The following is a 13,673-nucleotide window of genomic DNA, read 5'->3' as shown; positions in this document are numbered from 1 at the left end:
AACGAGTATTTACTGTGTCTGCATCGATAAAAGCCACAACTACCCGCTTTGAATTAAAGCAACTTTTTAACTTAATGCTCCCAATATTAATCACTCAGTTTGCTGCGGCAGGCTTTGGATTGATTGATACCATTATGGCTGGGCATATGTCTCCCGAAGATCTCGCTGCAATTGCTGTTGGTGTAGGTTTATGGATTCCTGTCATGCTGCTGTTTAGTGGCATCATGATCGCAACTACGCCTTTAGTAGCAGAAGCCAATGGCGCACGCACTCCAGAAAACATCCCTTCGATTGTTCGTCAGTCTTTATGGGTTGCCTTATTGCTGGGTATTATTGGTATGCTCATTTTACAGATTATTCCTTTATTGTTACCTTTGGTTGGTGTGCCTGAATCTTTATTGCCTAAAGCCAGTTTGTTTTTACATGCAATTGCTTTTGGTATGCCTGCTTTTACCATGTATTCAACATTGCGCGGCTATTCAGAAGCTTTAGGCTATCCTCGTCCAGTTACAGTGATTAGCCTTGTAGCACTTGTGGTACAAATTCCGCTCAATTTTATTTTTATGTATGGGCTTGGTCCGATTCCACACTTGGGAAGTGCGGGCTGTGGTTTTGCAACAGCCCTGTTGCAGTGGATCATGTTCATCACGATTAGCATCTATATTTTAAAAGCCAAACGCTATCAAGCTACACAACCCTTAAATATGTTTGAGAAAATAGACCGCGTACTGATTAAACGCATTCTCAAACTGGGATTGCCGATTGGTTTGGCGATTTTCTTTGAGGTCAGTATTTTCAGTACAGGTGCAATTGTACTCAGTCCGCTTGGTGAAGTTACCGTTGCAGCACATCAAATTGCCTTATCCATCACATCGCAATTGTTTATGATTCCGATGTCATTGGCTTTAGCCCTGACCATTCGTACGGGCACTTATTATGGTGAAAAGAATTGGTATGCGATGCGTAAAGTGCAGAAAGTTGGATTAATGACCAGTACCTTATTCGCCTGTATTACCATGCTACTCCTGTTGATTCTTCGTCCACAGATTGTGTCTGTTTATACCAGTGACTATGATGTTTCCCAAGCAGCAATATATTTAATTTTATTTGCGATTGGTTACCAACTTATGGATGCATGGCAAGTCAGTGCTGCAGGTTGCTTACGTGGAATGCAGGATACCAAAGGCCCAATGTGGATCACCATGCTGGCCTACTGGGTCATCGCTTTCCCTGTTGGGATTTATTTGGCACGTTATACCGATATGGGTGCAGCTGGGGTCTGGACAGGACTGATTATCGGACTCACGATTGCCTGTGTTTTATTACTGACACGCTTATATACCAATAATAAAAGGTTAAGTCAGGCTTAATTTAGATTTATTTGATTTAAAGCGTTTAGCTAAAAAATAATGCTGTTTAAATACAGCATTATTTTTTATAAGTGTACTTTATTTTACTCAGATTGAAGCTGATAGGCTTGCTGAAACTTTTCAGACATCTCAGATTCATTGCCAACCTCTTTTACAATGGCTTGCCCGACAATGACATCAGTTCCATTAAACGTCATCGTTGGAGAACCATATAACTCATAGCCGTCATTTAAAGCTTTACTGACCCGTGCACAGAAATTCACATCATCCTTACCAGTTAAATAACGATAAACTTTCATGATCCAACAACGATTAAAATATTGAAGAATATTTTAATCCAAAACCACTGAGAAGAGACCGATAGCATGCTGGATATTTTAAGATTAAAAATAGCCAAGTAGAAACAAACGCTTAACAAATTAGAGTAGGCAGTTTAACAATAGTCGCCTATGATCAAAATGAATTAAACGTTTAATCCCAATTAAAGGATAGTTACGAATGTCGAAAAGTACCAGTACCCCAGGTCGCCGCTTTATGAAACTTGCGAGTATGACTGCAAGTATCGCGACGAAAACGGTATCAAATTCAATTCGTAACTTTAATGCGGATGAAGAACAAAAAAATGAAGCCCGCAGTAAGCTGTTCCAAGATATTGGTGTTCAAATTGCAGATACCTTAGGAGAAATGAAAGGTGCTGTGATGAAAGTTGGTCAAATCGCCTCGCAATATAAAGATATCTTTCCACCTGAAGTCGCACGAGCAATCGCTAAATTGCAACGTCAAGCGCCTGCAATGCCATATGCCGAAATTAAACAACAAGTAGAACGCGAGCTAGGCAAACCGATTGATCAAACATTTCTGCATTTTGAGGAACAACCCTTCGCAGCAGCGTCTATTGGCCAAGTTCACAAAGCCATGTTAAAAAATGGCACTGAAGTTGTGGTCAAAGTACAATATCCTGGGGTAGATGAAGCATGTGAAAGTGACTTAAAACAGGTTCGTTTGGCATTACGCTTAATGGGTGTTTTAAAAGTAGATAAAAAATTACAAGATCGCTTATTTAAAGAAATTCAAGACAGCTTACATGAAGAACTCAATTACGAAATTGAGGCACAAAACTTACAAGTTTTTAGAACATTCCATCAAGCTTTGGACACAAAAATTATTATTCCCAAAGTGTTTACAGACTATTCGAGTCGTCGCATCTTAACCCTAAGCCTTGAAAAAGGTGAAAGTATTGAGACTGCAAGTACTTGGGATTTATCTGTGCGCAATGAAATTGGTCGACGCTTAATATTGGCATTGGGTCAACAGATTTTCTTCTTAAAACGTTTCCATTGCGACCCTCATCCTGGCAACTTTGCTTTCCGTGAAGACGGCAGTGTGATCATTTACGATTTTGGTGGTGTAAAAACCTTATCCAATGAAATCATTACTCATTTTAAAGCCTTGGTCAGAGCTGCACGAAAACAAGATATTGTGACGATTGAAGAGCATTTAACCGTTTTAGATGCGTTAGCTGAAAAAGGTAAATTTCCAGTAGAGTTATATGAGGCATGGCTTGAAATTTTATTACGACCATTGACCACACATTATGATTTTGCTGAAAATTCAGCACATCATGATGGCATCAAACTGGTGAAAAAATCGTTAAAATATTGGGATGTATTCAAACCATCACCAGATACTTTAATGGTAAATCGGACAATTTCAGGCCAATACTGGAATCTGATTCAACTTAAAGTCAATGATAATTTAAAAGACCTCTTTGAAGAGCTGGTACCTTTACAAGACTAAGTTTTTTATTGAAATCGACTGCATCCAATTTATTTAAAAGTGACAGGATCAACACATTTATTTTAAAAATTTCGTTATGCGCTTCATCTAATTTTAAGAATAGAGCTTTACATTAAACTTATATTTGAAGTCTAAGCCAGATCCTCCTGCTTAGGCTTCTTTTTTTTATCTCACTTTTTTCAAATCCGCTAGACAACACGAATACCCATCAAATGAAGTACTTTACAAACCAAATGTAATATTATAACATTGCAATATATTTAAATAATTAGAGGTTAAAACCATGCGCCAAGGTATCCACCCAGAATATCGTCAAGTGTTATTTCATGACACCAATGCCAATGCATACTTTGTTATTGGTAGTACGATCAAGACAACAAACACCAAAGAATATGAAGGCACACAATATCCTTATGTCACACTCGATATATCCAGTGCTTCACATCCTTTCTATACAGGTGAAATTCGTCAGGCAAGCAATGAAGGTCGTATTGCCAACTTCAATAAACGCTTTGCCCGTTTTAAACGTTAATTGAACTGTATGTTGTGTCTAAGCCTAAGCTTCCCTCAGCTTAGGCTTTTTCATTTTGAATATTGCACATTATTTTGTGGATAAAAGCATTTGAAAAATATAAAAGCCTATCGCTAAACAGATCACACCAACAATCACACTAGAAACAGTATAAGCCAAAGCAATTGGAAACTGTCCCTGCCGAATCAGCTGGAATGTTTCCAGACCAAAACTGGAAAAAGTTGTAAAACCGCCGAGGATTCCAACCATTAAAAATAATCGAGTTTCATTCTGTAAAATAGGATAGCGTTGGGTAAAAGCAAAAAAAATCCCAGCCAAGAAACAGCCCAAGATATTGATCGACCATGTTGTCCAAGGGAATAGGCTATGTGGTTTAGAAATAATAAACCCTGCACCATAACGTAAACTTGCACCAATTGCCCCACCGCATGCGACCAATAGCCAATTCATGTTTAGATATCCTTAAAACTTTTTAAAAAACGCATTTACCCACCATCCGATTTTTTACAGCTCAGCTTGTTTATAAGCAGCTTGTGTATAAGCGGATAGTTATCCACAGATTAACATGGAGAAGCTTAACGATCTAATTTAAGTGGCAACTCATTTCTGACATAAAAGTCCAAAGTTGGCACAACAAAGGCAAATACATCTTGTTCACGAACACCCCATTGTTGTAGCAAGGGGCAAGCAATATTAAGCACTTGCGCAGGCAGAACCTGACTAAAATCAAAAGGCATTTCAATATCCCCTTGTGATAGTTTTTCAGGTTGATCGACCCATTCTACCCATGCATGGTCTTGTTCAGCCAGATATTGAATGGCCTCATCCCATGAAGAGAATAAATTTTGCCACGCCTCAGGTAAGCGCGGATCTGTATTGATTTGAACCGTGCTGGATAATTGATAAACTGGATCAAGTTCAAGCTCTGTTTGAATCAGCTGTTCAGAGACTTGGTGAACAAATTTCTTTGCATATTGTGCTGGCATCGCATCACTTGCCAAACGCCCACTCAAAACATAAAGCTGCTGGTCAATCACAACTTGCTCGAAAATCACCGTTTTATCCTGTTGTATAGGGGCAATATAAAAGCGCCAATTGCTTTGTTTCGGTGATGGCATCAATTTACGTAATGGACCTAAAAAAGAAAAACCAAAATGTTCATGCTGATATATCAGTATGGTAAAAATCGTTTTCCCTTGCTTTTCCCATAACTGAATAGGCTGTGGATAGCGTGAACGAACTTGATCTATATCCACCAACCACGACAAATACACAAGATTCTTGACCTGACTTTGTAGCTGTAGAAAAGGAATAAAACCCATCAAGATACGGCGTAGTTTTAATAATAATGGGCGTTCAGCAAAAAGACCGATCAGGCTCAAAATAAAGTTTGAATCTTTATTTTTAATATTATGACGATTCATACCGACCTATTTTTATGGATTTCGATGCTGTTATTTTAGCAAATATGGTTAAAGATTGGCCCATCTCAAAATATTAAATAGCATTACTGAATTATTTAACCATAGGCTATGATATTGGCACGATTTAACACGGAATTTTCACATCATGGCTCAAGAATTATTGAAACAACTTCAAGCAGGCGATGCAAAATTTGCAGATGTCATCAGTCATATTGAAGCTCGTTATACCCACACACCGACTGCATTTCAAAATGGTCAACAGCATAATGCTGCCACAGAGAACCAAGGCAGTGCTAAAGTTTTTTCTTTTGCACAATTAAATGATTTAGATCAACAACAAACACTGAATCTATTTGCAGAGCATTATGCTGCTGTTTTAGCAACGCCTGATGCAACAGACCATCAGAACATTCGCCAATTTATGCAAAATGGCTGGAATGGCATCAAATTTGAAGGCAATGCTTTAACTGCAAAATAACAACAATACAATTAAGTCAGGGATCTATTCGATCCCTTTCTACACGGTTATGGACGCTCATCATATTGAGGTAAACCGTCGCAAATGGTATCCCACTCTGCTTTATAAGCAGTAAAAATATGCATTGTTGGCTTCTGTTCTAAAGCTGTATCTAAAGTTCCAATTCTTAAACGATAGGTATCTGGTGTTTCTGCTTTAATACTGATGATTGGTGAGCCACATTCTTGGCAGAAACAACGTGTTGTTGTTGCTGTCGATGCAAATTTTTTCAGTAATTCCTCACCTTTGGTAATCTTAAAATCTGCTTTTTGAATTGGTGCATTGGTCGCAAATGCTGTACCATTGGCTTTACGACAACGTTGGCAATGACACTCAATCACGTCTCCAATTTCACCATGAATCTCATAGTGAATACCGTCACACAAACAACTTCCTGTATATATTTTTTCAGCAGACATTGAGAAAATCTCCCTATTTCAAAGGCTATTGGCAATAGCATCAAACTAGCATAAAAGTCGCGTTTTTAATCAAAACACCATCATTTTTTTTGCCTAATCTCATCTATTGAGATATTGATGTACACCCTCACCCGCAGCACGCCCTGTCGCAAAACACGCAGTTAACAAATATCCTCCTGTCGGAGCATCCCAGTCCAACATTTCACCACAGCAAAATACTGAGGGATTGGATTTAAGTTGTAAATGCTGAGTTAATACGGCTTGCTTTATACCCCCTGCACAACTGATTGCTTCTTCAATGGGGCGAAATCCTTCTAACTCAATTTTTAAATGCTTAATCTGTTGTGCTAATTTTTCTGGGTTGTTCCAAACCGATTTATCAACCAATTCACGAATCAGATTCGCTTTAACTGTATCTAAACCTGCTTTGCGCCAGATATTGGTACTGGATTGCTTTTTGGACGGCTGCAATTTCTGAGTAAGTTGTTGAACAGTTTGATCAGGTAACAAGTCCAGATAAATCGACAGGGGTTGATTGTGCTGTACCAACTGACGTAATAATCGCCCCTGCTTATAGATTAAGCCACTTTCTAGTCCATAATGGGTAATCACAATATCACCTTGTGTCTTTGCAGAATTATCTACCCAAGCGTCTACGCGTTTAAGAGGCTGACCAAAGACAGGTTGCATATAGTTTGACCATGCCCGAACCACACCGGCATTACTCGCTTGAAACGCTTCAATTTCAGAAGCAGGCAACCACTTTTGCCATGCGCCATCACTGCCCAAACGTGACCATGACACAGCACCGCATGCCAGAATAATCGCATCAAAATCTAACTGCTGTGCTTGATTGTTCCTGAGATCAAGAATTTCGAGTTGTTGCTGCTTTAAATCGGTTATTTGATGACGATAATGAAATTGAACGTACTGCACTGCCAATTGCTTTAACCAAGCACGTAACAAAGGAGCGGCCTTCATTTCTACAGGAAAAATTCGTCCTGAACTTCCCACATAGGATTCAATTCCTAAGCGATGCATCCAATTTTGAATCCAAGTTGCATCCCACTTTTCAACCCAAGGTCTTAACCATTCCCCATGATCATAACGTTGAATAAATTGTTCAAATGCTTCTGCATGGGAAATATTCAGCCCCGTCTTTCCCGCCATCAAAAATTTACGTGCAGCAGAAGGTTTCTGTTCAAAAACATGAACTTCATAATCCTCAGTATATTGACTAAGAACATCTGCGGCCATCAAGCCTGCCGGGCCTGCCCCAATGATAGCGATTTTCTTAATTGGCATCAGATGGCTCTGATTCTGATAGGGTTTCAACACTTTGACCCTGACGTGGTCCGACCTCATCAAAACGAGTTTGATAGTGTTCAGGTTTAGCAATAATCAATTGCTGACACAATTCACCACGTTCTAAATATTTAATTTCAAAATGCGTACGTGCTGAATCTGATGCAATCGTTTGTTTTTCATAAGGTAGCTTCCAAACATCTTTTAATTGCTGTTCCGCTTCAGCAATATATTCAGGAATATTACTAGCTAAAGTGATGCTGCCATTTGCCGATAATCTGGAAATCAGAAATTCAAAAAAAGGCATATTTAACCAGCGTTGCGCAGGATTATGCGGTTCTGGATTTGGATAGAGAATAAAAAACTGTTGTACCTGATAGGGATAAAGTGCATGCACCACCCACGGTAATGCATCAGCATGAATAGGAGTTAAATTTGTTTGACCTTCCAGCTGATGCTGTTTTTGCATGGCAATAAATTTTTCACGGGTTCTTTCTATCGCAATCAATTTCAGTTCAGGGTGCTGTTCAGAAAAGAGCAAAGCATGTTTGCCCTTTCCTGCCCCAATTTCTACACAAATTGGGTTATTTTCAATACATTGAAAATCACGAGGAGCATGCATACGCTGTGCTTGAAATTGACGAATCGACATAATCAGATCAAACTAACAAGAAATCGTTCACAAGTTTAACAACTCTTTGCGACTTTTGCTTTTTTAAATGAGGATTTCCATATGTCTAAAACTTTTCCTTGCCCTCGATGCGGCGAACCGTCTACTTGGGCGGGTAATGAATCTCGTCCATTTTGCTCTGAACGTTGCAAACTCATTGATTTAGGTGCTTGGGCCAATGGAGACTATACATTACCTACAGAAGATGCACCTCAAGCAGAGGATTCTGAAGCTTTCTGAAAAGCTTCAGCAAACTACACTTACTTTAATTACCTATACTTTATTCTTGTTTAGAAAATTTTAAAAAAACTTACAATTACACTTTACAATAAGCATTTATTTTTGAATATATCGCGATATCATACAGCTTGTTTTCACACTTGTATAAAGTCTAATCAGTTTCAACTCATCATGAAAGGTGGAGTAGTCAAGGTGTCAATAGGCTTAAAATTTTTTGTCGCTCTCTTAGCAATTTTATGTGTATTTTTTACTTTTATTGGAGTATATATTCTTGATTTTTCTCTTCTAGCAATCGGGATTTTATTTGCAACTATAATCTTATTACTCAAATTGGAAATGATAAAATAAAAATGATTTAAAATAATTAAGTAACTTAATTTCAATGAATACAACTATTCTTGAATATTATCATGCAAATAGTCCCTCTTATTTCAATGATAGATTAAGTAATGTCTAAAAGCTTTATTGTGAAATAAGAAATATAAACACTGTTCTTTAATCGATTTATCTAAGCATAATTTACATGACTATTTAAGTGGCTTATCGTGCATTTAATCATATATAAAATATTGAATTAGAAAAACAATGATGAATAAATCATCTACGACTTCACAATTTTATTATTAATTATTTTTTATAATGAAGTCAGACAATGAATACTTAACCTGCTTTGCTTGCCACAAAAGGGTTATGCTGCTTTTCAAAACCAATGGTACTCATCGGACCATGCCCTGAAATAAATTGAGTTTCATCTGGCAGGGTAAAACATTCACGCTGAATTGACTCTAAGAGCTGTTGATGGTTGCCTTTTGGAAAGTCAGTACGGCCAATTGAACCTTTAAACAGTACATCTCCTGTCCAAAGCACACCATATTTGGCATTGTAAAAAATGACGTGGCCTGGTGTATGTCCTGGTGCAAAACGCACTTCAAACTCTTCATCCCCTAAGCTTAACTTTTCGCCACCCTCTAACCATTGATTGACATGAACAGGCTCAGGAATTGGAAATCCATAACGGGCAGATACTTCTTGAATCATTTCTAACCAAAACAGGTCTTCTTTATGCGGACCAATCACAGGCACATTCCATTCTTTGACCAATGCACCTACCGCACCAGCATGATCCAAATGACCATGTGTTAACCACAATGCTTTGACTGTCAGTCCTAATGCTTCAACTTCTTGTTTTAATTTCTCAGGCTCACCACCAGCATCAATCAATACCGCTTCTTTGGTTTCCGAATCCCAAACAATAGAACAATTTTGGGCGAATGCAGTAACGGGTACAATCTTGACTTGTAACATGATAATTTTCCTAAAAAACCCTATACCTGTAAATGAAACTTGAGTGTATTCAATTGAGTCTGTAAAAGTTGCTCAAATAAGTCAATATGATCCGCACGGCTATTTAATGCAGGAATGTAAGCATAGTGTTTGCCCCCTGCTTTTAAAAATAATTCAGCATTTTGAATCGCCAGCTCTTCCAAGGTTTCTAAACAATCTGCCGAAAATGCAGGGCTTAACACTTGAACAGATTCAACACCTTGCACTGCCCACTCTTGTAAGAGCTGGTCGGTATAAGGTTTTACCCATTCTTGTTTGCCAAAACGGGATTGGAAACTGATCGCCCATTGGTCGTCTCTTAAATTCAACAGCTGTGCCACCTTAAGTGCAGTGATACGACAACGCTCTGCATAAGGATCACCTTTATCTGCATAAGGCTGTGGGATCCCGTGAAAAGACATCAACAGTTTAGTGGCTGGTCCATATTGCTGCTGATAATCACGCACACTGTTGGCTAGCGCCTGAATATAAAGTGGGTGTTGATAATAATCTCGAATAAAACTTAAACCCGGGATATTGCGTTGCTTTAACAACCATTGTGCAACGGCATCATATAAAGGGGCGGTTGATGTTGCCGAATACTGTGGAAATAACGGAAAAAGAATAATATGGTCATACTGCTTGTTTTTCGCATCATTCAATACAGCATCAATACCTGGTCGCCCATAGGTCATTGCTGGCACAATCTCTAAATCTAAATCAGCATTGGTACTTATTAATTTTTTTTGTAGCGATTCAACTTGTTCAAATAGAATTTCACGCATAGGTGAATCATTTGACCAGACTTGTGCATAAGCTTCAGCAACACGCGTTGGTCGAAAAGGCAGAACAAATGCATTTAAAATAATTGCCCATAAAATTTTGGGAATTTCGATGACACGCTGATCTGATAAAAACTGCTTTAAAAAAGCCCGAACAGCTGGAGCTGTAGGCGCATCTGGTGTCCCTAAATTGGCAATAATAATCAGAACTTTAGGTTTAGATAAAGACATTTTCACCCGATTTACAGAATAGTTTATCTCGTATGATCAGCTTAACAGAGTCTTTATCTAAACAAAATTTTTTATCTTGACTCACTCAATTTATTTAACTTAAAAAATTGAAGAGCGACTGCTAATACGTTGTGAATTTTCAAGTAATTTTACGCATTTATCTGTCATCTGCCATAGCATACGCTGACGATCATCACGCCCCACAGGAATGATCCATTCATTTTGACGGACTTGCTGCTTAATCGTATGCAATGAACGCACATTAATCTGCGCTCTAGACACAGCATGGGCACGTGGCATCACCACTTGTGCGTCGGTTAAACCCGTATTATTCAAATATTCGTTTAAGACTTTAGAGAAAAAATCCTCAGACGTCGGTTGTCTAAATTCAACTGATAAGATTTTTAACAGCTCAGCCCAAGTCATCTCACGCGCTGGCGATAACTCTTTAAAATTACCATCTTGATAGGCATGCATTCGATAATCAAAATTAAACACTTCATGTAATGAAACTTTGGGTAAAGTTAAAAATGGATCTGCTTCTTTTTTCCCTTGCTCTACGGAAATATGCGCCAACTTCGCTTTTAAACGATCAATCTCATCTTGTAGGACTTGAATATTCTGAGGTCTTACCCATCCTACAACAGGATAGCGCTCTAGCATTTGTGGCATATATGAACGTACCGCAAGTTCTAAATCTCGTAAAGTTCGATAGCTAACGACTTGCTCAACTTCTTTTTGTAGTTGATGTCTAAATTCATTAAACTTTTCTTTTAGCAGCGTACTTTCTTCTTTTAAATGCGGTTCGCGAAATTCAGGACTCTCATGCATAAATACAATAATTGGTTTCTGTTTGGTCACCGCATAAATATATTCAAGATGTAAATAACTCACCCCTGAAACAGATTGTTCACCGTACTGACTCCCCAACAACAATAAAACGTAATCACAGTCATCTATCTGACGACGTGCAAATGCGGTACTTAATGGTGTCCGTTGTTCTAATCCCCAAGAAAAAAAACCCATCCCTATAAGGGTTTGTGACACGACCATCCGTTCTGGCTGCATTTCTTTGCCAGATGTTGTAATAAAAACTTGATACCGTTTATCGAGCATAGGTTAACCCATTCTTGTCACACCCTACTTAAATCCATCCATGAGCTTTAAGTTGGATATGCCCTACACTTATGAAAATATATTAAATCTGTTCAATATTGAAAGAATTAGCCGAGTTTTTCAACAATATTTTCTACAGACCATGTAATTTTTGGTTGTATGAGATGTTTGATGACATTTTCTAATTGTTTTGCATTTTCCCCACTCACAAAACATTGTAAACGCACCCCTTTTTCTTGCAAGCTACTTGATATTAACTCATTTTTTAACAATATACGCGCCGTTTGTCGTGCAACCGCTAATCCAGAATCAATTAAGTTAAGCTGAGGGCCGTATAATTCTTGAATACTTTGTTTTAAGTAAGGGTAATGGGTGCAACCCAACACCAAATAATCTGAACCTTTGGCAATGACTGGATCTAAAACCTTTTGCAGGCTATGTTTGCATTCCAAACTGTTATAACGTCCAGATTCAATCAAGGGAACCAGTTCAAGATTGGTAATCGTCAGTACTTCAACATTGGCAGGTTCTGCAAAACGCTGCATCACATCTTTGATCAATTTTCCACGAAAAGTGGCAGGTGTAGCCAAAACTGAAACCACTTTAGACTGGGTTTGTAGCACTGCTGGCTTTAAAGCAGGCACCAGCCCAACAATAGGAAAGTTTTCACCATAATGATCACGTAAATAATCCAGACTAAATGCTGAAGCGGTATTACATGCCACAACTGCGATTTTACAACCTTGACGATATAACCACTCGATTGCTTGCGCAGTTAATTCACGAATATTTTGATCCGTCCGTGGGCCATAAGGGACATGTGCAGTATCGGCATAATAAACAATACGTTCATTTGGCAAATAATTGGCAATTTCCTGTGCAATAGAAAGCCCACCGATACCTGAATCAAAAATACCAATCGGGGCATCTGCCAAGGCTTTTGGCATTGGATTTTCTAGAGGAGAGAGAGGAAGAATCGCGCTCATTTGATCCACTATTGGCATACGGTAAAAATAATTAACAAGATTAAACCTCAAGTCCCTAATTGCAAGTGAAAATCACCACTTTCTAAAGATAAAATGGTATCTCCTTGTTCATTTTCAAGCAATTTCCCATATTCAATCAGATGAAAAAAAGCAGAACGTTGAATCAAGGCATTTATCCCGAAACGAATATGTACATAAGGTCTTAACTCACCTTGATATTCACGCATAAATATAGGGTGTTCTGGATCAATCAGTGTAATGTCTTGATTGGTGGTGGTCACTTGTAGATAGACCTGCCCATCGAGATTCACCTGATCAACTTGATTGACCAATAAAGGTTCATCCTCAACTTGAATTTCAATCTGTTCAACTGGGGTTTTTAAATAGAACTTTCCATCTTCTTTCCAAAGTACTTTTGTAAACAGGTCTAAAAGCGCTTGGCGTTTGATCAATTGACCTTCGTGCCACCATTCTCCATTGGCTTTTACTATCAAATCCATTTTGCCACAATGCTTTGGCTGCCACTGCTCTAAAGGGGGTATTGACCTTTTGTGACCCGCCTGTACATCTTTTAAGTATTGTGCAATGCTCATTAAGTTTTTATTATCAGAATCTGGCTGATTTTGAGCCGCTGATGTTGAATTATTTTGATTTACCATGGTTTATGCCTTGCTGACTTAAAAATAATACGACTCAGCCAATTGGCTAGATTAGGGTTTCTAACTATACTAGCGCAAAATATATTATTGGTACGAGCGTTAATTCGTATCACGGAATTTTTAGAACACTCATGGCAGCACCGATTTATTAATTCCCAATAAATGCTCACGGTTGCCACCCTTAGAAATATGAGGAGTCCTACATGGAACACATCGAACGTGAATCGATGGAGTTTGACGTAGTGATCGTAGGCGCAGGCCCTGCGGGTCTTTCTGCTGCGATTAAAATTCGTCAATTAGCT

17 protein-coding genes are annotated in these 13,673 nt (G+C 38.4%); 6 read left to right on the top strand and 11 right to left on the bottom strand.

Annotated elements, in window-relative coordinates; all coding sequences use genetic code 11:
• Window positions 1-14: 14 nt before the first annotated feature.
• Window positions 15-1,370, top strand: a complete 1,356-nt coding sequence (locus AC4CVF_RS21410; protein ID WP_419327720.1) for an MATE family efflux transporter — start codon at window positions 15-17, stop codon at window positions 1,368-1,370.
• 83 nt (window positions 1,371-1,453) lie between these two features.
• On the opposite strand, the gene AC4CVF_RS21405 is transcribed toward AC4CVF_RS21410, so the two are convergent.
• Window positions 1,454-1,669 carry a DUF1737 domain-containing protein gene (locus AC4CVF_RS21405; RefSeq protein ID WP_034616427.1) on the bottom strand — a complete coding sequence of 72 codons (216 nt, stop codon included), beginning with the start codon at window positions 1,667-1,669 and terminating at the stop codon, window positions 1,454-1,456.
• Window positions 1,670-1,868: 199 nt separating this feature from the next.
• On the opposite strand from AC4CVF_RS21405, the gene AC4CVF_RS21400 reads away from it, so the two are divergent.
• Together AC4CVF_RS21400 and AC4CVF_RS21395 are read left to right on the top strand one after the other, a co-directional pair.
• Window positions 1,869-3,167, top strand: a complete 1,299-nt coding sequence (locus AC4CVF_RS21400; protein WP_336953466.1) for an ABC1 kinase family protein — start codon at window positions 1,869-1,871, stop codon at window positions 3,165-3,167.
• A 283-nt stretch (window positions 3,168-3,450) separates the two neighbouring features.
• On the top strand, window positions 3,451-3,699 hold the full coding sequence (locus AC4CVF_RS21395; RefSeq protein ID WP_004816804.1) for a type B 50S ribosomal protein L31: 249 nt from the start codon (window positions 3,451-3,453) through the stop codon (window positions 3,697-3,699).
• Between the two features lie 69 nt (window positions 3,700-3,768).
• On the opposite strand, the gene crcB is transcribed toward AC4CVF_RS21395, so the two are convergent.
• Both crcB and AC4CVF_RS21385 read right to left on the bottom strand, forming a co-directional pair.
• Window positions 3,769-4,149 (bottom strand): fluoride efflux transporter CrcB, encoded by a 381-nt coding sequence (crcB, locus tag AC4CVF_RS21390; protein ID WP_034616430.1) that lies wholly within the window; start codon window positions 4,147-4,149, stop codon window positions 3,769-3,771.
• Window positions 4,150-4,274: 125 nt separating this feature from the next.
• On the bottom strand, window positions 4,275-5,123 hold the full coding sequence (locus AC4CVF_RS21385) for a hypothetical protein (protein WP_419327721.1): 849 nt from the start codon (window positions 5,121-5,123) through the stop codon (window positions 4,275-4,277).
• A gap of 145 nt (window positions 5,124-5,268) precedes the next feature.
• Between AC4CVF_RS21385 and AC4CVF_RS21380 the strand changes: the two genes are divergently transcribed.
• On the top strand, window positions 5,269-5,601 hold the full coding sequence (locus AC4CVF_RS21380; RefSeq protein WP_336953464.1) for a HopJ type III effector protein: 333 nt from the start codon (window positions 5,269-5,271) through the stop codon (window positions 5,599-5,601).
• Between the two features lie 47 nt (window positions 5,602-5,648).
• Here the strand turns inward: AC4CVF_RS21380 and AC4CVF_RS21375 are convergent, their stop codons facing one another.
• The 3 genes from AC4CVF_RS21375 to AC4CVF_RS21365 all read right to left on the bottom strand — a co-directional run bounded on the left by AC4CVF_RS21375 (window position 5,649) and on the right by AC4CVF_RS21365 (window position 8,022).
• On the bottom strand, window positions 5,649-6,059 hold the full coding sequence (locus AC4CVF_RS21375) for a GFA family protein (protein ID WP_336953463.1): 411 nt from the start codon (window positions 6,057-6,059) through the stop codon (window positions 5,649-5,651).
• A 99-nt stretch (window positions 6,060-6,158) separates the two neighbouring features.
• Window positions 6,159-7,364: a TIGR03862 family flavoprotein gene (locus AC4CVF_RS21370; RefSeq protein WP_490789961.1), complete on the bottom strand. Its 1,206-nt coding sequence runs from the start codon at window positions 7,362-7,364 to the stop codon at window positions 6,159-6,161.
• Window positions 7,354-8,022: a class I SAM-dependent methyltransferase gene (locus AC4CVF_RS21365; RefSeq protein ID WP_419820743.1), complete on the bottom strand. Its 669-nt coding sequence runs from the start codon at window positions 8,020-8,022 to the stop codon at window positions 7,354-7,356. The genes AC4CVF_RS21370 and AC4CVF_RS21365 overlap by 11 nt, the downstream gene beginning before the upstream one ends.
• A gap of 75 nt (window positions 8,023-8,097) precedes the next feature.
• Between AC4CVF_RS21365 and AC4CVF_RS21360 the strand changes: the two genes are divergently transcribed.
• Window positions 8,098-8,274: a DNA gyrase inhibitor YacG gene (locus tag AC4CVF_RS21360; protein ID WP_336953462.1), complete on the top strand. Its 177-nt coding sequence runs from the start codon at window positions 8,098-8,100 to the stop codon at window positions 8,272-8,274.
• 660 nt (window positions 8,275-8,934) lie between these two features.
• On the opposite strand, the gene AC4CVF_RS21355 is transcribed toward AC4CVF_RS21360, so the two are convergent.
• The 5 genes from AC4CVF_RS21355 to AC4CVF_RS21335 form a co-directional block, all read right to left on the bottom strand.
• Window positions 8,935-9,579 (bottom strand): MBL fold metallo-hydrolase, encoded by a 645-nt coding sequence (locus AC4CVF_RS21355; protein ID WP_336953461.1) that lies wholly within the window; start codon window positions 9,577-9,579, stop codon window positions 8,935-8,937.
• Between the two features lie 20 nt (window positions 9,580-9,599).
• Window positions 9,600-10,610 (bottom strand): ferrochelatase, encoded by a 1,011-nt coding sequence (hemH, locus tag AC4CVF_RS21350; protein WP_336953460.1) that lies wholly within the window; start codon window positions 10,608-10,610, stop codon window positions 9,600-9,602.
• Window positions 10,611-10,709: 99 nt separating this feature from the next.
• On the bottom strand, window positions 10,710-11,726 hold the full coding sequence (locus tag AC4CVF_RS21345) for a DUF4062 domain-containing protein (RefSeq protein WP_419327723.1): 1,017 nt from the start codon (window positions 11,724-11,726) through the stop codon (window positions 10,710-10,712).
• A gap of 107 nt (window positions 11,727-11,833) precedes the next feature.
• Window positions 11,834-12,712, bottom strand: coding sequence for a glutamate racemase (gene murI / locus AC4CVF_RS21340; RefSeq protein WP_034616447.1), 879 nt, complete (start codon window positions 12,710-12,712; stop codon window positions 11,834-11,836).
• Window positions 12,713-12,759: 47 nt separating this feature from the next.
• Complete coding sequence (locus tag AC4CVF_RS21335) at window positions 12,760-13,371, bottom strand: DUF1285 domain-containing protein (RefSeq protein WP_419358749.1); 612 nt, start codon at window positions 13,369-13,371, stop codon at window positions 12,760-12,762.
• Window positions 13,372-13,574: 203 nt separating this feature from the next.
• Here AC4CVF_RS21335 and AC4CVF_RS21330 point away from each other — a divergent pair.
• Window positions 13,575-13,673, top strand: a 99-nt coding sequence (locus AC4CVF_RS21330) for an FAD-binding protein (protein ID WP_490789968.1), incomplete at its 3' end; no start/stop codon positions are given.

The organism is Acinetobacter sp. LipI_19 (assembly GCF_058242925.1).
This window is presented reverse-complemented; position numbering and strand designations above follow the sequence as displayed.